Source organism: Paenirhodobacter populi, assembly GCF_004022215.1.
GTDB lineage: Bacteria > Pseudomonadota > Alphaproteobacteria > Rhodobacterales > Rhodobacteraceae > Rhodobacter > Rhodobacter populi.
Genome location: NZ_SAUZ01000010.1, coordinates 59877 through 80011 on the forward strand (window position 1 = coordinate 59877; position 20135 = coordinate 80011).

The 20135-nt window shown below is 66.6% G+C and carries 16 protein-coding genes; 4 read left to right on the forward strand and 12 right to left on the reverse strand.

The window, feature by feature from the left end; all coding sequences use genetic code 11:
- Positions 1 to 9: 9 nt before the first annotated feature.
- The 9 genes from D2T30_RS09570 to D2T30_RS09610 form a co-directional block, all read right to left on the reverse strand.
- Entirely contained in the window at positions 10 to 1638 is a 1629-nt protein-coding gene (locus D2T30_RS09570; protein WP_128208689.1) for a dipeptide ABC transporter ATP-binding protein, read from the reverse strand.
- Between the two features lie 11 nt (positions 1639 to 1649).
- Entirely contained in the window at positions 1650 to 2564 is a 915-nt protein-coding gene (locus tag D2T30_RS09575) for an ABC transporter permease (RefSeq protein ID WP_128208690.1), read from the reverse strand.
- Between the two features lie 88 nt (positions 2565 to 2652).
- Positions 2653 to 3594: an ABC transporter permease gene (locus D2T30_RS09580; RefSeq protein ID WP_128185452.1), complete on the reverse strand. Its 942-nt coding sequence runs from the start codon at positions 3592 to 3594 to the stop codon at positions 2653 to 2655.
- Between the two features lie 4 nt (positions 3595 to 3598).
- Positions 3599 to 5188, reverse strand: a complete 1590-nt coding sequence (locus D2T30_RS09585) for an ABC transporter substrate-binding protein (RefSeq protein WP_128208691.1) — start codon at positions 5186 to 5188, stop codon at positions 3599 to 3601.
- Between the two features lie 334 nt (positions 5189 to 5522).
- Positions 5523 to 6806 (reverse strand): ArgE/DapE family deacylase, encoded by a 1284-nt coding sequence (locus D2T30_RS09590; RefSeq protein WP_128208692.1) that lies wholly within the window; start codon positions 6804 to 6806, stop codon positions 5523 to 5525.
- Positions 6807 to 6836: 30 nt separating this feature from the next.
- A complete protein-coding gene (locus tag D2T30_RS09595) occupies positions 6837 to 8198 on the reverse strand; it encodes an aspartate aminotransferase family protein (RefSeq protein ID WP_164884271.1) in 1362 nt (453 codons plus the stop codon).
- A gap of 22 nt (positions 8199 to 8220) precedes the next feature.
- Positions 8221 to 9294 (reverse strand): phosphotransferase, encoded by a 1074-nt coding sequence (locus D2T30_RS09600; RefSeq protein WP_206612906.1) that lies wholly within the window; start codon positions 9292 to 9294, stop codon positions 8221 to 8223.
- An 80-nt stretch (positions 9295 to 9374) separates the two neighbouring features.
- Positions 9375 to 10511, reverse strand: a complete 1137-nt coding sequence (locus D2T30_RS09605; RefSeq protein WP_128208693.1) for a M20/M25/M40 family metallo-hydrolase — start codon at positions 10509 to 10511, stop codon at positions 9375 to 9377.
- Positions 10508 to 11668 carry a M20 aminoacylase family protein gene (locus tag D2T30_RS09610; protein WP_128208694.1) on the reverse strand — a complete coding sequence of 387 codons (1161 nt, stop codon included), beginning with the start codon at positions 11666 to 11668 and terminating at the stop codon, positions 10508 to 10510. Before D2T30_RS09610 ends, D2T30_RS09605 begins: the two co-directional genes overlap by 4 nt.
- Positions 11669 to 11998: 330 nt before the next feature.
- Here D2T30_RS09610 and D2T30_RS09615 point away from each other — a divergent pair, with 330 nt between their 5' ends.
- On the forward strand, positions 11999 to 13210 hold the full coding sequence (locus D2T30_RS09615) for an aminotransferase-like domain-containing protein (RefSeq protein WP_128208695.1): 1212 nt from the start codon (positions 11999 to 12001) through the stop codon (positions 13208 to 13210).
- A gap of 21 nt (positions 13211 to 13231) precedes the next feature.
- Here D2T30_RS09615 and D2T30_RS09620 read toward each other — a convergent pair whose 3' ends face one another.
- On the reverse strand, positions 13232 to 15184 hold the full coding sequence (locus D2T30_RS09620) for a hypothetical protein (RefSeq protein ID WP_128208696.1): 1953 nt from the start codon (positions 15182 to 15184) through the stop codon (positions 13232 to 13234).
- A 139-nt stretch (positions 15185 to 15323) separates the two neighbouring features.
- Here D2T30_RS09620 and D2T30_RS09625 point away from each other — a divergent pair, with 139 nt between their 5' ends.
- On the forward strand, positions 15324 to 15980 hold the full coding sequence (locus tag D2T30_RS09625; RefSeq protein ID WP_128208697.1) for a thiamine diphosphokinase: 657 nt from the start codon (positions 15324 to 15326) through the stop codon (positions 15978 to 15980).
- On the opposite strand, the gene D2T30_RS09630 is transcribed toward D2T30_RS09625, so the two are convergent.
- The gene (locus D2T30_RS09630; protein WP_128208698.1) at positions 15922 to 16860 is read right to left on the reverse strand and encodes a DMT family transporter; all 939 of its coding nucleotides are present in this window, start codon (positions 16858 to 16860) and stop codon (positions 15922 to 15924) included. The two genes, D2T30_RS09625 and D2T30_RS09630, sit on opposite strands and share 59 nt — an antisense overlap.
- A 317-nt stretch (positions 16861 to 17177) precedes the next feature.
- Here D2T30_RS09630 and dksA point away from each other — a divergent pair, with 317 nt between their 5' ends.
- Positions 17178 to 17600: an RNA polymerase-binding protein DksA gene (gene dksA / locus D2T30_RS09635; RefSeq protein WP_128186649.1), complete on the forward strand. Its 423-nt coding sequence runs from the start codon at positions 17178 to 17180 to the stop codon at positions 17598 to 17600.
- Positions 17601 to 17672: 72 nt separating this feature from the next.
- Complete coding sequence (locus tag D2T30_RS09640) at positions 17673 to 18842, forward strand: FAD-dependent monooxygenase (protein ID WP_380728296.1); 1170 nt, start codon at positions 17673 to 17675, stop codon at positions 18840 to 18842.
- 462 nt (positions 18843 to 19304) lie between these two features.
- Here the strand turns inward: D2T30_RS09640 and xth are convergent, their stop codons facing one another.
- Positions 19305 to 20084, reverse strand: coding sequence for an exodeoxyribonuclease III (gene xth / locus D2T30_RS09645; protein ID WP_128208699.1), 780 nt, complete (start codon positions 20082 to 20084; stop codon positions 19305 to 19307).
- Between the last annotated feature and the right edge of the window lie 51 nt (positions 20085 to 20135).

Sequence of the window (20135 nt, forward strand, 5' to 3'; positions counted from 1 at the left end):
TTCCTGTCGTCACACCGCCCGTTCGACCGGGCGGAAATTCTGGAAATCCCAGTCCGGCGCGGGCGCCGCGTCGATCAGGGCCCGGGTATAGTCATGCGTGGGCCAGGCCAGCACGTCGCGCGCCGGCCCCTGCTCGACGATCCTGCCGCGCTGCATCACCACGATCGTGTTGCAGATCTGCGCCGCCACCCGCAGGTCATGGGTGATGAACAGGATCGACACCCCGGTGTTGGTGCGGATGTCCTCGAGCAGCCGCAGCACCTGCGCCTGCACCGTCACGTCCAGCGCGGAAACCGCCTCATCCGCGATCAGCAGGCTCGGCTCCATCACCACGGCGCGGGCGATGGCGATGCGCTGGCGCTGGCCGCCGGAAAACTGGTGGGGATAGCGGTTCATCACATGCGCGGGCAGGTTCACCATTTCGAGCGTCTCGGCCGCCTTGCGCGATGCCTCCTTTTCCGGAACGCCGTAGTTGACCAGCCCCTCCATCAGCGATTGCCCGATCGTCCGGCGCGGGTTGAGCGAGCGGTAGGGATCCTGAAAGATATACTGCACCTGCTTGCGGACGGCGCGCAGGTTGTGCATCGGCACGATGTCCTGCCCGTTCAGGACGACGGCGCCCTCGCTCGGTTCCGTCAGGCGCATGACGCAGCGGGCGACGGTGGATTTGCCCGATCCGGATTCGCCGATGATGCCGGTGATCTCGCCCTTGCGGACGGTGAAGGAAATGCCCTGCGCCGCGAGTACGGTGGAATCGCTGGTGAAGCCCTTCTTGCCATAACGCTTGGCAAGGCCGATCACCTCCATCACCTTCGGGTTCTTCGGCACCGGGTCGCAGCGCGGCACGAGGCTTGGCACCGAGGAGACCAGCATCCGGGTGTAATCCTCTTTCGGATGGGTCAGGATTTCGTCGCGCGTGCCGGTTTCGACCAGATCGCCGCGGTTCATCACCACGATCCGGTCGGCGATTTCCGACACCACGCCGAAATCGTGGGTGACGAAGACGACGGCGGTCTTTTCCTCTTCCTGCAATTCCTTGATAAGCCGCAGGATCTGCTTTTGCGTGGTGACGTCGAGCGCGGTGGTGGGTTCGTCGGCCAGCAACAGGCGCGGGCGCAGGATCAGCGCCATGGCGATCACGATCCGCTGCCGCTGTCCGCCCGAAAGCTGATGCGGATAGGACCGGTAGATCCGTTCCACATCGGGCAGCTGCACGCGTTCCATCATGTGCAGCACCTTCTTGCGGCGCTCGGCGGCAGACAGTTTCGTGTGCAGGCGCAGCACCTCGTCGATCTGGTCGCCTACGGTCTTGACGGGGTTCAGCGCCGTCATCGGTTCCTGAAATACCATCGCCACGCGCGAGGCGCGCAGTTCGCGCATCCGTGCGGGGGTGACCTTCAGCACGTCCTCTCCGTCCAGGAGGATGCGCCCGCCCGTCACCTGCAGCGAATCCTTGGGCAGCAGGCCCATGATCGCCATCGAGGTGACGGATTTGCCCGATCCGGATTCGCCGACGATGCAGACGGTTTCCGCCTCGCGCACGTCGAAGGTGATGTTGCGCACGATCGGCTTGCGGCCGGCGGGGCGGGTGTCGATGGTCACGTCCTCGACCGAGAGGACCACGGGGGTGTCGTTCATCCTGTCGCTCCTTACAGACGTTTCGCCATGCGCGGGTCCAGCCGGTCGCGCAGCACGTCGCCCAGCATGTTCACGCTGAGCACCGTCAGCGACACCATCACCCCGGGATAAAGGATCAGCTCCGGCTTCAGCAGGAAGAAGGTGCGCCCGTCGGCCATCATGTTGCCCCACGAGGGCGTTTCCGGCGGGACCCCGGCGCCGAGGAAGCTGAGGATCGATTCCGTCATGATCGCCGAGGCGAAGATATAGGTGCCCTGCACGATCAGCGGCGCGACGGTGTTGGGCAGCATGTGGCGCCAGACCATCTTCCACACCCCGGTGCCAAGGATCGAGGCCGCCTCGACATAGGGTTCGTTGCGCACGCCAAGGATGACCGACCGCACCATCCGCGCGACGCGCGGGATTTCCGGCACCGCGATGGCGATCAGCACCGTGGTCAGCGTCGCGCCAGAAATCGCCACCAGCGCGATGGCGAGCAGGATCCCCGGAATCGCCATCAGCCCGTCCATGAAGCGCATCACGATGATGTCCGCCCATTTGAAATAGCCCGTCAGCACGCCGAAGAAGATGCCGAGCACAAGCGACACGATCACCGTTCCCGCCCCCACGGCCAGCGAGATCCGCGCCCCGTAGACGATGCGGGAATAGACGTCGCGGCCATAGCTGTCGGTGCCGAGCCAGTGCTCGGCCGAACTGCCCTGAAGCCGCAGCGCCGGGTTGATGGTGACCGGATTGCCGGTACCGAGGAAGGGCGCGAAGACCGCCATCAGCACGATCAGCAACAGCACGATGGCGGAAATCCGGGCGGGCCAGCTTGACAGCACGTCCCGCAGTACCTGCCACGCGCCGCCCTTGCCGGAGCCCTCCATCTCGGGCAGGTCGAGCGGCGCGTTCGGCGCCACGGCGGAATCGGGTTCAAATGTCATCTGTGCGTCCATTCTGTTCGAGGCCGGCCCTGCGCGGCCCGGGTCGCTGGAAGACCGGGCCCCGGCGCGACCGGGACCCGAAGGGGCGCTAGTATCGGATGCGCGGATCGAAGAGGCCGTAAAGCAGGTCCACGCTGAGGTTGATGAAGACGTAGATCGTCGAGAACAGCAGGATCACCGTCTGGATCACCGTGTAGTCGCGCGCCAGGACCGCTTCGAGCACCAGCCGGCCGAGGCCGGGGATGTTGAACACGGATTCCGTCACCACCACGCCACCGATCAGCATGGTGATCGACACGCCGACGATGGTGACGATCGGCACCGCGGCATTGCCGAGCGCATGGTCCATCAGCACGCCGCGCTCGGCCAGACCCTTGGCGCGGGCGGTGCGGATGTAATCCTCGTTCATCACCTCGATCACGTTGGTGCGCACGATCCGCGCGATCAGCGCGATATAGGGGAAGCTGAGCGTCACCGTCGGCAGCACCAGCCGGCTGGCGAATTCGCCGAAGCCCGCCGACATCGGCCTGTAGCCCTGCACCGGAAACCAGCCCAGCTTGCGCGCGAAGATCAGGATCAGCACATAGCCGATGATGAACACCGGCACCGAAAAGCCGACCACCGATCCCGCCATCACCAGCCGGTCGATCCATTTGCCCTGTTGCCAGGCGGCGATGACGCCAAGCGGAATGGCCACCGCCACGGCAAGGATCACGGTCGTGATGCTCAGCGCCAGCGTCGGTCCGAAGCGGTCCATCACCAGATCCGCCACCGGCTTGCCGGAGACGAGCGAGACGCCGAAATCGCCGCGCGCGATGTTCCCCATCCAGATGAAGAGCTGCTCCAGCAGGGGGCGGTTCAGCCCCATGCTGGTGCGCAGGTCCTCGAGCTGTTCGGGCGTGGCGTTCGGGCCGGCGATCATCACCGCCGGATCCCCCGGCGACAGGCGCAGCACCAGAAAGACGATGACCGCCACCATCAAGAGCACCGGGATCGCCGACAGGACCCGTTTGAGAACGAAACCGAACATCCGCCTACTCGGACTTTTCCATGTTCCAGAACACCGGGGCCTCGGCGTCGAGTTGCCCGGTCAGACTGGCCGACTTGACGGTGACGTTGTAGAACTCGCCCATCGGGATCATCACCTCGTTGTCGATCACCAGCTTGTCGATCTCCTGCCCGATCCGCTTCTGCTCGTCGGGATCGGAGGTGCTGGCAAGCTTGCCGCGCAGTTCCTCGATCTCCGGCACGTCGGGCCAGCCGAACCAGGACGAGGCACCGCCCGCCGCCACGCCGATGAAGCCGATCGGATCGCCCACGTCGGGCAGCACGTTGGTGGTGGAAAAGACGTTCCAGCCGCCCTCGGCCACCGGCGCCTTGGAGGCGCGGCGGGCCACGACGCTGGCCCAGTCCATCGAGACCATGTCGACGGTAAAGCCCGCGTCGCGCAACTGCTGCCCGATGACCGGCCCCTGCGGCGCGAGGTTGTTCAGATCGGTCGCGTGCATCAGCAGGACCGGCGCGCCGTCATAGCCTGCCTCGGCCAGAGCCGCCTTTGCCTCCTCGGGATGCGGCTCAAGGATCTTGTCGGCGGCGTAATCCGAGGCATAGGGGCTTTCGCAGCCGAAGACCGCCGGGCAGGTCCGGGCATATTGCGACCCGGCGCCCACCTGCGCGTCCAGCATCGACTGCTGACCAAGCGCGAGCAGCGCGGCCTCGCGGATCTTGGGGTTGTCGAAGGGCGGCTGGGTGAAGTTCAGCCGCACCAGATTCTGGCTGCCCTGCTTGCGATACATCTCGGTGGTGAAATCGGGATTGCCCTCGACCAGCGGCAGCAGGTCGTGCGGGATCTGTTCGTAAAAGTCGATCTCGCCCGACAGCATCGCGTTCACGGCGGTCATCGAATCCGGCATGGTGGTCCAGACGACCTTGTCGACCTTGACCACCTTGCCGCCGGCAAGGCCATCGGCGGGTTCGGTGCGGGGAACGTAATCCTCATTCTTCAGGAAGGTGGCGCTGACGCCCGGCTGATAGGCGGCCTCGTCGAACTTGAACGGGCCGGAGCCGATGGTCGAGGTGATCGGCTGGCTGATCGGCGTTTCCGCGGCGGCCTTGGGCAGGATGAAGGGCGCGACGCCCGAGGGCTTCGACAGCGCGATCAGGGCGATGCCGGTCGGCTCGGGGAAGGTCATGGTGAAGGTCTTGTCGTCGACCACGGTCATCTCGCTCATCAGCGCGGCCATCACCTGTCCGGTCTTGTCCACCTGGCTCCAGCGGTTGAGGCTGGCGACGGCATCCTCGGCGGTGACGGGGGCGCCATCGTGGAATTTCAGCCCGTCGCGCAGGGTGAAGGTGTAGGTCTTGCCGTCGTCCGAGACGGTCCAGTCCGCCATCTGCGGCTGCGGCGCGCCCTGCGAATCGCGGGCGAGCAGCGTGTCATAGACCATGTAGCCGTAATTGCGCAGGATATAGGCGGTGCTGATCACCGGATCCACCGCGCGCAGGGGCGCGTGCATCACGGCGGTGATCGTCGTCTCGGCCTGCGCGGCGAAACCGGCGGTGCTCAGACACAGCGACAGAAGCGTCGTCTTGAGAAGGCCGGACTGGAATCTGTTCATGAACATTCGTGTCTCCTCGGACAGGACGAAAAGGGGGAGGTGACGATTGTCGCCAATCTACCGACGAGCGTAATGCACGGTTTTTCGATCACGCAACGATCAATGCCGCGACATGGTGACTTTTACGGCGAAGAGGGTGGGGCGGCGTTTCGGGACGAATAATTATTGTTCACAATCAATGCGTTGACTGGGGATTTCCGGTGTGGCGAAAATCTGGGCATCTTGTTGATATGCCGGTTTTCCCTCGCATCGGGCGGGGCAATTCCGGACATGCCGAAACCCCCGGCGGGCCGGGGGGCGAGGCAGGCGAAAATAGCGCGATGGTCCGCGCGGCGGGCGGTCAGAGCGACTCGGTTCCGCACCATTCGGCGATGAACAGCGCCATCGATTGGGTGATCTTTTTCAGTGAGGTCAGGCTTACCGCCTCGTCGAAACCGTGGATCGCGCGGGATTTCGGTCCATAGCACAGCGTCGGGATCCGGTTGTAAAGCGCATAGACCCGCGCATCCAGATAGGCCGGGGTCATGAAGGTTTCGAGCGGCGTGCCGAAGGCCGCCTCATGCGCGCGGCCCAGAAGGGCCTCGGCCTCGGAGCCGGGTTCGAGGATATATCCCTCGGCGTTGAAGCCGTTCTGCGTCAGGACGGGCGGGTTCTGCGACAGGAAGGCATCGGTGCGCGCAAAGGCCATCGCGTGATCGACGATTTCCTGAAACTTCTCCTTGGCCTTCTGGCCCGGATAGATCGCCACCCGGACCTGGAACCGGCACCATGCGGGCACGGATGAGCCCCAGTCGCCGCCCTCGATCCGGCCGATGTTCAGGTTGATCGGATGGTCCGTGCCCGCGACCTCGGGATGGTCGTCGCGTTCCGCGTTCCATCGGGCCTCGACCTCGCGCAGCGCGCCGATCAGCCGGTAGGCGGCGTCGATCGCATTCGCGCCGGCCCCCATTTCGCGCACATGGGTCGGGAAGCCGCGCACCTCGACGCTGAACCACAGCACGCCAAGCCCCGCGCGGACGAGCATTTCATATTCCGGTTCGGGGATCAGCGCCGCATCGGCGGTATAGCCGCGCAGGAAGGTTTGCATCGCACCGTTGCCGGTCGATTCCTCCTCGACCACCGATTGCAGATAGACGGTCGCGGCCGGTTGCAGGCCGATGCGCTTCAGCGCCGCGAGCGCGAAGACATTGGCCGAGGCCCCGGCCTTCATGTCCGCCGCGCCGCGGCCATAAAGCCAGTCGCCCTCGATCTCGCCGCCATAGGGATCGTGTTCCCACATGTCCGCGGGGCCGACGGGCACGACATCGACATGGTGTTGCAGGATCAGCGAGCGGCCCTTTTCCGTGCGGGGGTGGTGGATGCCGACGACGATCGGCGCCCGGGAATGCCCGGCGGAAAACGGTGCCCCGCCTTCGTGCGCGGCCAGTTCCGCCTCGTTCATCGCGAAGCGGTCCATCACCATGCCGCGGTCGCGCAGATCGGTGAAGAGGAAGTCCTGAATCGGAAATTCCTCGGCGCGTTGCGATCTGAACGCGACGAGTTTTTGCAGATAGGCGATCTGGTCGGTGAAACCGTCTTCCACCGATTGGACGATCGCCGCGCGGAGTTCCGGGGTCAGCGTCATGGGTTTTCCCTGTCGGTCTTGGTGTCAATGTCAGGCGGTCTGGCCGTAGACCTCGGCCAGCACGTTTTCGGTTTCCGCCAGCAGCCAGTCGGCATCGGCCTCGGAAAAGACCAGCGGCGGGCGGATCTTCAGCACGTTGGCTTCCGGCCCGGTGGCCGAGATCAGCACCCGCCGCGCCCGCAATCCGTTGACGATCCGCGTTGCGGCATCGGCATCCGGGGTGCGGGTCGCGCGGTCGGTCACCATCTCGACCCCGATATACAACCCCGCGCCGCGCACGTCGCCGATCGCCTCGAACCTCTCGGCAAGGGCCGAGAGCCGGTCGCGGATCAGCGCCCCGATGCGGCGGACATTGTCCTGCACACCGTCGTCGCGGATTACGTCGAACACCGCCTGCGCCGCCGCGATCGCCACGCCATTGCCGCCGAAGGTGTTGAAATAGCGCGTGTCGCGGCCAAAGCGTTCGACCACCTCGGGCACCACGGCGATGCCGGCGACGGGGTAGCCGTTGCCCATCGGCTTGCCCATCGTCACGATGTCCGGGTCGATTCCGTGCCGCTGAAAGCCCCAGAAGCGATCGCCCGACCGGGCGAAGCCCGATTGCACCTCGTCCGCGACGAACAGCCCGCCCGCCGCGCGGACCGCCTCGGCCACCGGGCGCAGAACCTCGGGCGTGGCGAAGATCCCGTCCGAGGAAAACAGCGAATCGGCGATGAAGGCCGCCAGCCCGTCGCCGTGCCGCTTCAGCAGCCAGGCCTGTTCCGCCACCGCCTCGGCCATCTTCTGGCCAAGGGTCGCCGGATCGCTGCGCCAGGAATCGGGCGCGGGCACCCGCCGCACCCAGGTGCCAAGCGGCGATTGCGCGCCGAGCGAGGGCGAAAAGCTGGCCGTCAGGTCGGAATTGCCGTGATAGGCCTCGGCGGTGCAGATGATCCCGTGCCGCCCGGTGTGATGCTTGGCGATCCGCATGGCGAGGTCGTTGGCCTCGGACCCGGTGCAGGTGAACATCATGTGCCCCGCCGCCGCGATCTGCCCGCCAAAGGTCGGCAGCATCTGTTCGGCGTAATCCAGAATGCCGTCCTGAATGTAGCGGGTATGGGTGCACAGCGTCGCCATCTGGCGCGACACCGCCTCGACCACGCGCGGATTGGCGTGCCCGACCGAGGCGACGTTGTTGTAGGCGTCCAGATACTCGCGCCCCTCGCGGTCAAAGAGCCGCGTGCCCCGGCCGGTGCTGACCTGCACCGGGTCCTGATAGAACAGCCGGTAGGCCGGACCCAGCAGCCGCATCCGCCGCTCGATCGCCCGGCGGGTTTCGGCGGGCAGGGCGTCGATGGCGTCGGGGTTGAAGGCATTGACCATCTTGCCGCGCGGTGGACTGGACGAGGACATCGGATTTCCCTTTCGGTTGTGTTCAGAGAAGCAGGGCGGACATCTCATCCGCCCCGCGCGCAAGGAACCAGTCGAGCTGCGCCCAGCCCTGTCCGGTATTGCGCAGGATATAGCGACTGTTGTCCGGAAACATCCGCGCGCGCCAGAGGCTGAGAAGCGCGCGCGCCACGATCCGCCCCATCACCAGATGCGGGATCAGGGAAAGTTCGTCATCGGTCAGCCCGGCGATTTCCAGATAGCCGGCCAGAAGCTGGCGCGCCTCGGCCAGCAGGTCGGGCACCTCGCGCCCCTCGGCGTCGCGCGGCAGCTGGTTGAGGAGGGCGGTCGAGACGTCGATGGCGATGGCGGTTTCCACGGCGTCGCCAAAGTCGATGATGCCGCTGACCCGCGCCGGGCCGCCGCGATCCAACATGCCGCGATCCACCAGAATGTTCGAGCGGCTGAAATCGTTGTGCAGCACCTGACGGCGAAGCCCGTCAATCCGCGGGCGCAGATCCATGAAACGCGCGAACCCGGTTTCGAGCGCGCGTCTCTGCCCGGCATCCTCCACATCGGCCAACAGCGGCGCGAGCAGCGGCAGTTGCCGCACGTCCCACGCCAGAATCCGTCCGGCGCCCGGATGGGTGAAATCCGCCAGCGCGAGCCGCAACCGCGCGAGAAGACGGCCGATCTCGCGCCGCTCGCCGGCGTCGGGCCGGATCGTGTCCAGCACCGTGCCGGTGAGGAAGCTCATCAGCCGGACACTGCGCCGGGTGCCATTCGCATCGGTGATCCCGGAAATGGCCCGCCCCCGCAGATCGGCGAAGACCCGCGGCACCGGCAGATCGGGCGCATGGCGTTCCAGATGCCGCAGGACCGAGACCTGCAGGTCGAGTTCCTCATGGCTTTCGCCCGGATTGGCGATCTTGAGCACGAAACGGCGCCCGTCCGGCAGGGTCAGGCGGAAGGTGTCGTCCTTTTCCGTCTCCATCCGGTTCGGCGTGCCGTCCAGACCATAGACATCGCGCGCGACGCGGGCCGCCTGCGCCGCGTCCATCGGCGTGAAGGGCGTCGAAAGAGCGCCGAGGTCGATGCCTGCGCCGGTCGATCTGTCCATGAAAACTCCGCGGTATCCGTCCCGACGACGGGGGGAGACGATCGGGCCGCGGCGGGCACAGCCCCGCCGCGGCCCGAAGGTCACGCCCCCAGTGTCACGTAAAGCCCCGCCATCAGCCGTGCCCGCGGGGCGAGGCTGCTGATGACGATATGCTCGTTCAGGGTATGCAGGCCTTCCCCCGCCACCCCCAGCGAACACAGCGACGCCACCCGCAGCGCGCCGGAGAAATTCGCATCCGACCCGCCGCCCGAGGACACATAGGGCAGATCCATGCCCATTTCGGCGGACAGCCCCCGGGCGATTTCATAGAGCGCCATCGTCTCGGGCTGTTCGTTTTCCCAGACCGGGCGGACCACGGTCTTTTCCACCGTGCAGGTCACGCCGTTCTGTTCCCCGGCCAGCGCCAGCATCTTTTCGACCCCGGCATCCAGATCCGCCTGCACCTTCGCCATCGACAGCACCTGCGCGCGGGCAAAGCTGGGCACGCAGTTCACCCACTGGCCCGAGGTCACGTCATTGACCGAGAAGGTGCAATCCTCGGTGGTCATCGCCTCGATCTCGATGATCCGGCGGGCGAGTTCGCGCACCGCGGAAACCCCGCCCTTGACGTTGGCGCCCGCATGGCTGGGCACGCCGGAACAGGTGATCTCGAACCGCGCGATCGCATAGCGGCCGGTGGTGACGGCATTGCCGGGCTGCGCGGGTTCCGGGCAAAGGAAATAGCGGTTCGCCAGCGCCTCCGTCTCGATCAACTCGCGGGTGGCGGGGGATCCGATCTCTTCGTCCGGGGTGAACAGGAAGGTGACGGGCAGGGGCGTCTGCAACCCGGCGCGGGTGATCTGGCGCATGGCTTCAAGCGCGATGTAATTCCCTGATTTCATGTCCTGAATGCCGGGGCCATAGGCCTTGTCGCCCTCGATCCGGAAGGGGTTCTTCGCCAGCGTGCCGACCGGATGCACGGTGTCCATGTGACCCGAGACGAGGATCCCCGGCTTGCCCTGATCCGGATGCGGCATCCGCGCCCGGACCGAGGGGCCGCATCCCATCCGGCCGGGAATGATCTCGACCGTGGCGCCGGCGGCGGCGCAGTCGAAGGCCACCAGATCCATCATCCGGCCGACCGCGGCGGCGTCATAGCTGGGGCTTTCGCATTCGATCCAGGGCTTCAGTCCGGCAAGCATCGCATGGCTGTCGAAGGGCAGATCGGGCAGGGTCATTGCGCCGCCCCCCGCACCTCGACGAGGCGGGCGTAAAGGCTCGCACCCACCGGCAGGATCGCGTCATCGAGGATGAACCCCGGATTGTGCAGCGGCACGCCGCCGCCATGACCCACGGTGCAATAGGCGCCGGGAATGATTCTGAGCATGTCCGCCATATCCTCTGATCCCATCTGGAGTTCGGTCTTTTCGGTTGCACTGTCCGCACCCACGATATCGGCGGCGCAGGCCAGCATGTCGGCGCTGCGCGCCGGATCATTCACCAGAACGTCGAAGACGTTCCACAGGTTGATGTCGATCTCGCAGTCATGGGCGGTGGCGAAGCCCGCGCAGATCGCCCGCATCCGCTCGGCGATCAGCGCGCCGTCGGCGGGGTCGAAATAGCGCACGGTGCCCGACAGCCGCGCCGTGTCGGGGATGACGTTGTAGGCGGATCCGGCGTTGAACCTGGTCACCGACAGCACGGCGGCATGGGTCGGCGTGACGTTGCGCGCGACGATGCCCTGCAATTCCTTGACCAGCCCGGCGCCGATGACGACCGGATCCTTGCTGAATTGCGGATTGGCGCCGTGGCTGCCGCGCCCCCTGATGTCGATGTCGAAGAAATCCGCCCCGGCCATCGCCGCGCCGGGCTTCACCCCGATCTGCCCGAGGGCGTGGTCGGGGGCGTTGTGCATGCCGTAGATCTCGTCGCAGGGGAATTTCTCGAACAATCCGTCGCGGATCATGGCGCGGGCGCCGCCCAGACCTTCCTCTGCGGGCTGAAAGATGAACACCGCCGTTCCAGCAAAATCGCGCGTCTCGGCCAGATAGCGCGCGGCGCCCAGCAGCATGGTCGTATGCCCGTCATGCCCGCAGCCGTGGAACACGCCGGGGGTTTGCGAGGCATAGGGCAGGTTGGTCATCTCCTGCATCGGCAGCGCGTCCATATCGGCGCGCAGGCCGATCCGCCGCCCCGGCCTGTTGCCGTGCAGCACGCCGACGACGCCGGTGCCGCCGATCCCGCGCGTCACCTCGACCCCCCATTCCGTCAGCCGCGCGGCGACGCTGTCCGAGGTCCGGTGTTCCTGAAAGCCGATCTCGGGATGGGCGTGGAAGTCGCGCCGGATCGCGGTCAGATCGTCTGCGAAGGCGGCGATGCGTTCAAGCGCGGGCATGGGCAGGCTCGGGCATGGGGGGTTCCTTCTGCGGTCCCATATTGTCGACAATTATCTATCCATGCCCTGCCGATTGTCGTCAATCCTTGCCGCGGCATCGCCGGACCGGATTCCGGGATCTGCATCATTATTGAACAAGGTGGCGCGATCCCGTTCCCTCCGGCCCGCGGCGCGGCCGGAGGGGCATATCAAAATGCGTTTCAATTTGCGGCTCCCCTCTTGCGTTTTGTTGCGCGAGAGGCTTGTTGGCAGCGGGAACGGCCTGCGGTTCGCGCCGGTTCCGGGTGCAAACGCGCCAAACTCGACACCGGAAATGGAGAATGTCCGTCGATGCCCCTGACCGACCTTTTCGCCACGCGCACCGAAGGCATGAAGGCCTCGGAGATCCGTGAGCTGCTCAAACTCCTCGATCAGCCCGAGGTCATTTCCTTTGCCGGCGGCATTCCCGACCCCACGCTGTTCCCGCGCGAGGCCTATCAGCGGGCGATGATCGACTGCACCGGCTCGTCCGAGGCCGCGAGCGCGCTGCAATATGCGCCGTCCGAGGGCTATCTGCCGCTGCGCCAATGGATCGCGCGCTATATGGCGCAATACGGGGTGATCTGCGGGGCGGACAATATCCTGATCACGGCGGGGTCGCAGCAGGCGCTCGATTATCTGGGCAAGCTGTTTCTGGATGCGGGGGATACGGTTCTGGTCGGCTGGCCGACCTATCTTGGCGCGCTCGGCGCGTTCAACGCCTATCAGCCGCGCTACGACCGGCTGGATGTGGCGACGAACCAGCCGCCTGCCGCCTTGCAGGACGCCGCCGGGGGGCGGGTGAAATTCGCCTATCTTTCGCCGGATTTCGCCAATCCGACGGGGGTGTCGCTGGATCTGGCGGAGCGCGGCAAGATCCTCGATCTGGCCGATGCGCTGGATATCGCGGTGGTCGAGGACGGTGCCTATCAGGCGCTGCGCTACAGCGGGGACCGGCTGCCGCCGCTTCTGGCGATCGAGCAGGCGCGCAAGGGCGATATCGACGCCTGCCGCACGATCTATTGCGGATCGTTCTCGAAAACGCTGGCGCCGGGGCTGCGTGTGGGCTGGGTGGTGGCCGCGCGTCCGGTCATCGGGCAGATGGTGCTGCTGAAACAGGCGGCGGATCTGCAGACGGCGACGTTGAACCAGATGGTGACTGCGCGGGTGGCCGAGGAACTGTTCGAGCCGCATGTGGAGCAGCTCCGCGCGGTTTACGGTGCGCGGCTGAAAGCGATGCTCGCGGCGCTCGACAGGCACATGCCCGAAGGGGTGCGCTGGACCCGGCCCGAAGGCGGCATGTTCGTCTGGTGCCAGTTGCCGGAGGGGATCGACGGCGCGGATCTGCTGGCGCAGGCGCTGGCGACGGAAAAGGTGGCCTTCGTGCCGGGCGGCGCCTTTTTCGCGGATGGGTCGAACCGCAATACGTTGCGGCTCAACTTTTCCATGCCGAACGAGGCGCAGATCGAAGAGGGGATCACCCGGCTCGGCCGCACGCTGCGCGTGGCGATGGCGGCGCGCTGACCGCGATCCGTTCGTGTCGCCTCATGCGCGCCTCTGATAGAAGCGCGAGGCTTCGGTGATCGTGTATTGGCCGGGCCTGATCTTGGCGATCTTGCCCTGGCGGAGCAGGCGGCCGAAGACCCTCAGGCGTTCCTCGGGGGTGAATTCGCCCTCCGCCGCGACGGCGCTGAGCTTGTGCATGATGTCGGGGGGGGAGAAATGGCTGTGCCCCTCGATCTGCGCGGTATAGGCGGCGGCGGCTTCGAGCAGGTCGTCCAGCCCGTGCGAGCCGTGGGAGCGGGCGAAGCGGGCGAAATTCTGCGCCGTGGCCGGATCGCAGGGCGGGCCGGAAAGATCGAAGGAGCGGGTAAGCTGCGCCTCCATCCGCGCGACGCGAATGCGTTGGGGATGGATGAGGCCATCCCCGGGCAGGGGGGGCTCCGCATCGGGGGCCGCTTTCCCCCCGGCCTCCGGGTCGATCCGCTGCGCGGTGACGAGGACGAGGGGGGCGGGCCGCGATGCCGGCGGCGCGGATTCCGCATTGTGCCGTTCGGGGGCGGCTTCCGGTTCCGGGGCTTTGCGGCGTCCGAGCGACAGCCGGTCGGCGATCGTCGCGGCCAGGGCCGCCCTGAGTTGCGCAACGGCGGAGAGGCGCCGGTGGTTTTCGGGCCCGATGAGGTGTTCTTCGGTCGCATCGAACAGGTGGCGCAGATTGCCTTCCTGCGCATTGGGTGCCGAATCGACCGGCACCGCTTCGGCCGGTGAAACGGGCTCCGCGAGGGGCAGCAGTTCCGCAGGCTGTGGGTCGCGCAGCAAGTTCTCCTCCTGCGGCATGGTTTCGGTCTCGGCGCTCAGCGGGTCCGCCGCGGCCAGAGGAAAGCCCTCGGGGGCAGGAGGCAGCGGCGCGTCCCGCGCGACGGCGGGCCATTCTCCGACCGGCTCATCGGCGTGGCTTTCCTGCGGAGGCGCCATATCGACAGCCTCCGCCGCGACAGGCCTGTCATCCGCCGGTTCGGCGGATGCGACGGGAGCCGGCGGCGGCAGGAGATCTTCCATGACGGAATATTCCTTTATCCCGATGGGATCGGGGGCGATATCCTCAGCCTCAGCCTCAGCCTCAGCCTCAGCCTCAGCCTCAGCCTCAGCCTCAGCCTCAGCCTGGTCGTCGGATCCCGTTTCGATGGCGGCGGGAAGGTCTTCGCGGCCTTCTTCCGGAAGGGTGGGCGCCAAAGGATCTTCCTGCTGGCTGTCCTCGGAGGTGACCGCTTCGGTGGCCGACGAAGGGACCATGATGGTCTCTTCCGAAAGCGCCTCTACCGGGAGACTTTCCTGCGGCATGTCCTCGAAGCGGGCCGTTTCAATGGTGATTGAAGGATCTGCGATGACCTCCTCCGCAAGTGCCTCTGGCGGTGGACCTTCCTGCGGGGCGTCTTCGGGTGCGGTTGCTTCGGCAGGCGCCGGCAGATCGGCAACCGCCGGCAAGGGGGTTTCGAGAAGAAGGGGGAGGGGTTTTTGGTCCTCCGTCAGGTCCGGATCCTCCCATGCGGAATCGCGTGGCGAGTCCTGCGGCTCGGCGATGGCCTCCGGATGAATCTCCGATACCCCCGCATCGGCGGTGGCCGAGGCCCTTGCCTCCGCCACCGCGCGGCGGATGCGGTCGAGTTTCGCCGCCACCTCCTGATCGATCTGCGCCGGAGCGCCGTCCGGCGCGGCACCATCCGCCACGGAGGCGCCCGGCGGAGACGCGCGCAGGGTGAGGCCGGAGGCGTCCACCCGCGCCTCGACCCGTGCGCGGGTTTCGCGGGTGGCCAGACGTTGCAGCGCCTCCCCGTCCGGCTGGGGCGGTTCCGCGCCGAAATAACGGTCCTCGGCCGCCAGATCGCGGAAATATTCCGCGATCGCCCGCATCATCACGAAAGGTTCGTCGAACCCTTCGAGCGTGCAGGAAAACGTGCCGTAGGATACGGTGAGGATCTTGCTTGCGCCGGCGACCATGAAAACCCTGCCCCTATGCGAACCCGTGGATTTCCCCCATCATGCGCGCATGGTTCCTAACGATGGATAAATCATGGCGGAAAACCGGCGGCATTTTCGGATGCTTGCGCTTTTCCGTCTTCCAAGTCATGAAACCGGCATGAGCGATGTGATCCGATCCTATGCGCAGGGCGTGACCCTTCTGGGGGGCGGGACGGCCGACCGGGCCGACCTGGCGCTGGCGCTCGGTCTGGCGCCGGGGCTTGTCGCGGCGGATGGCGGCGGGGACCGGGCGCTGGCGCTTGGTCTGGTGCCGGATGCGGTGATCGGCGATCTCGACAGCCTGAGCGCTGCGGGCCGGGAGCGGCTTGGCGCGCGGGTGCATCATGTCGCCGAACAGGACAGCACCGATTTCGGCAAATGCCTGAACCTCGTGCGGGCGCGGTTCTACCTTGGCCTCGGCTTCACCGGGCTGCGGCTGGATCACACGCTGGCGGCATTGTCGGAAATCGCGCAGCGGCCCGGCCAGCCGGTGATCCTGATCGCCGAGGATGACGCGATCTTTCGCGCGCCGCGCCACCTGCGGCTGGACCTGCCGGCGGGGGAGAGGTTCTCGATCTTCCCCTTCGGTGCGGTGACGGGCCGGTCCGAGGGGCTCAACTGGCCGATCGAGGGGCTGGATTTCGCGCCCGCGGGACGGGTCGGCACCTCGAACCGGGTGACGGGTCCGGTCACGCTGGACCTTGAGGGGCCGGCGCTTATCCTTGTGCCGAAACGGTATCTGGGCACGCTGCCCGCCGCGCTTGGGCTGCTTTGACCCGTTCGCGGTGGATCACGTAAAGGCCCGATCCGGTGATGATCGCGATGCCGATCCAAGTCAGCCGGTTCGGGAAATCGCCGAAGACGAGATAGCCGAACAGCGTCGCCGCGATCATCTCGAAATAATGGATCGGCGCCAGCAGCGTCGAGGGTGCGAATTTCAGCGCATAGGTCATCAGCATGTGGCTGACGGTCGAGGCGAGCCCGACGCAGAGGCACCAGATCCAGAAGATGCCCTGCGGCGCCGCAAGGCTGATGTCACCGATCCCGGCCGCGGTGCCGATCAGCAGCAGCGGCAGGCACAGCACGGCGCCCAGAAGGGCGGTCTGGAACTGCATCGCCACCGGATGCATCCGGCGCGACAGAGACCGGGTCAGCAGGATGTAACCGGCAAAACAGACCGCCGTGCCGAGCGGAAACAGCGCCACCGCGCCGAAGCGCGAAAACGACGGCTGGATCACGAACAGCGCGCCGATGAAGCCCACGACCGCGGCGGCAAGACGGCGGCCGCCCACCTCTTCGTTCAGCACGAAGCGGCCGATGAACAGGATCACGAACGGCTCGACAAAGGCGATGGCCAGCGCGTCGGCAATGGGCATCACCTGCACCGCGGCGATGAAGCAATAGGTGGCGAGAACCGAAAAGAACGCCCGCGCCAGCGACAGCCGCAGCGTGCCGCTTTGCGGCAGCAGCGGCAGGCGCAGGATCCAGATGAAGGGGGCCATGATCAGCCCCTGCACCAGATAGCGCGCCAGCGTGACCGTGCCCACCGGCACCGCCTGAGATGCCAGCTTCGCCGCCACGTCGATCAGGGGCGCGATGATGCAAAAGCCCAGCATCAGCGCGATTCCCGGAAGTATTCTGTCCTGCTGTCCCATGTGCGGGGGCTATCGTTTCCACCCAGGTCCGTCCATCCTGAAAGCGACATGCTGCGCGGCGGATCATGCCGGTTTCAGACTTCCCGGGGCGGGGCGGATGCGCCGATTGCCCGCAGGAGGTGCACTATCCGGGGTCTGTCCAGCATTGTGCCGAAAAATAAGGCTGTTTGCGAACGGATAGCCGCTTTGCCCGGCACCGGCCGCACAAAGCCCGACCGAGGGGCGTGACATCGCAACGCCGTTGCGCTAAGGGAGCGCGCAGGATGTACGGGCGGAATTGTGCGCCCGAACGCAGAGGGCAGCATATGAGGGCAGAGATGAAGGCTGAAATCTTCCTTCCGGATGACTACCGCCCCGCCGAGGACGAACCGTTCATGAACGATCGTCAGCTCGAATATTTCCGCCGCAAACTTCTTGCCTGGAAAGCGGAACTGCTGGAGCAATCCGCGGAAACCCTCGAAGGTCTGGCCGAATCGGCGCGCAATGTCCCCGATCTTGCCGACCGCGCCAGCGAGGAGACCGACCGCGCGCTGGAACTGCGCACCCGCGACCGGCAGCGCAAGCTGGTGAGCAAGATCGACTCGGCGCTGCGTCGGATCGACAATGGCGAATACGGCTATTGCGAAATGACCGGCGAACCCATCAGCCTGAAGCGGCTGGACGCGCGCCCGATCGCGACGATGACGCTCGAGGCGCAGGAACGCCACGAACGGCGCGAGCGCGTGCACCGCGACGACTGACCGCATCGGCGGGTCATCGCGGATCGTGTCATGCCGGCGCCGACAGGGGCCGGCATTTTCATATCGGAGGAAATCGTGCTGATCGGACGCAGGATCACCGTCATCGGGGCCGGGATCGCCGGGCTCGCGGTGGCGCGGGCGCTGGCCCTGCACGGGGCGGTGGTGACGGTTCTGGAACAGGCGGAGGCGATCCGCGAGGTCGGCGCCGGGCTGCAGATCTCGCCGAACGGGGCGCGGGTGCTGCATGCGCTTGGCCTAGGGCAGGCTTTCGCGGCGGCGGGGCTGCGGATCGAGGGGATCGAGCTGTATGACGGGGAGACCGACTCGCGCGTCGTGCGGCTCGATCTGGCGCGGCTGCGTCCGCAGGCGGAATACCGCGCCATCCACCGCGCCCGGCTGGTCGATATCCTCGCGCAGGGGGCGCGCGACGCGGGCGTGCAGATCCGGCTGTTGCAGAAGATCGCGCGGGTCGATCTGTCCGGCGCGCATCCGGTGGTCGAGACCGAGCAGGGCGAGAGGATCGAGGCCGAACTTCTGATCGGCGCGGACGGCCTGCATTCGCATGTGCGCGCCGCGCTGAACGGCCCGGTCGCGCCCTTCTTCACCCATCAGATCGCCTGGCGCGCGCTGATCCCCAGCGAGCCGGGTGCCCCACCCGTCGCACAGGTCTTCATGGGGGCGGGCAGGCATCTGGTCAGCTATCCGCTTGCCAACGGCCAGCGCAACATCGTCGCGGTCGAGGAGCGTCCCCGCTGGGTCGAGGAAAGCTGGAGCCTGCGCGACGATCCCCTGACCCTGCGCGCCGCCTTTTCCGACTTCTGCCCGAGGGTGCGCGGCTGGCTCGCGCAGGTCGAGGAGCCCGGACTCTGGGGCCTCTTCCGCCATCCGGTGGCGGAACGCTGGCACGGACGCGGGGCGGTGATCCTGGGCGATGCGGCGCATCCGACGCTGCCCTTCATGGCGCAGGGCGCGTCGATGGCGCTGGAGGATGCCTGGGCGCTGGCGGCGCTGCTCGCGCTCCACGACCGGGACGAAGCCGCGCTCGCCGCCTATCAGGCCGCCCGCGCCGCGCGCTGCGCCAAGATCGTCGAGGCGGCGAACCGCAACGCCCGAAACTACCATCTGCGCGGCGTGCCGCGCGCGCTCGGCCATCTGGGGATGCGGGCGGTGTCGACCCTGATGCCGGAAAAGCTGATCGGTCGCTTCGACTGGATCTATGATTTCGACGTGACGAAGGAATAGGGGGCCAGCCCCCTCGCGGCCCCATCCTTCGGCTGGTGCCGCTCACCCCCGGGATATTTATGGAAAAACGACGGCAGGAAGGGGTCGGCCGAGGGTAAACTCGTCTTCATGACAATGCCTTGGAAGAAAACCCTCCAGAAATGCCGGAGTGAGTCAGATAACGCGCAGCTACGTGGACCTGTAGACTGTCGAAGGGAACAACGTTCTCCTCCGCGTCGCCGGAACCGAGTTTTCACACAGGCTCGGCCCTTCGGCGGATCCGGGCTGTCTGCGATCTCCATGAGCGCATTCAAAGCCGCACGAGGGGACCTTTCCCTGTCGTTTTTCCATAAATATCCCGGGGGTGAGGCCGGCACGGCCGAGGGGGCGGCGCCCCCTGCGACCCATCCGTGTGCGCCTCGATCCGGTTCTGAAACGCGCTTCGGACATCCCACCAAAGGCGGAATGTGCGAAGCGCTCCCTTTACGCGTCGAGGTCGATCCAGACCGGCACGTGATCCGAAGGCTTCTCGCGCCCGCGGATTTCCTTGTCGATGCCGGCGTCGCGCAGCAGATCGGCCGCCTGCGGCGACAGCAGCAGGTGGTCGATGCGGATGCCGTTGTTGCGCGGCCAGGCGCCCGCCTGATAATCCCAGAAGGTGTAATGCCCCGGCCCGCGCACCCGCGCGCGGAAGGCATCCGTCAGGCCGAGGTTCAGGATCCGCCGGAAGGCCGCCCGGCTTTCGGGCAGGGCGAGCGCATCTTCGCGCCAGGCCTCGGGCTTCGCGGCGTCTTCGTCCTGCGGGATGACGTTGTAGTCGCCGGCGAGGACGAAAGGCTCCTCGGTTGCCAGCAGCGCCGTCGCGCGCGCGCGCATCCGTTCCATCCAGGCGAGCTTGTAGTCGTATTTCGGCCCCGGCGCCGGGTTGCCGTTCGGCAGGTAGAGCCCGCAGATCCGCACCGCGCGCCTGCCCACCACCGTCGCCTCGATCCAGCGGGCCTGTTCGTCGCCCTCGTCGCCGGGCAGGCCACGGGTCACGTCCTCCAGCCCCAGCCGGCTGAGGATCGCGACGCCGTTGAAGCTTTTCTGCCCATGCGTGGCGATCGTATAGCCGAGCCCGTCGAACAGCTCATGCGGGAAGGCCTCGTCGGTTGCCTTGATCTCCTGCAGGCAGACCACATCGGGTTCCGCCTCGCGCAGCCAGTCGACCAGCGCCTCGGCGCGGGCCTTGATGCCGTTGATGTTGAATGTGGCGATCTTCATCGGATGCTCCCTTTGCCCCGTTCTAGGGGGAATGCGGGGTGGGGGCAATCG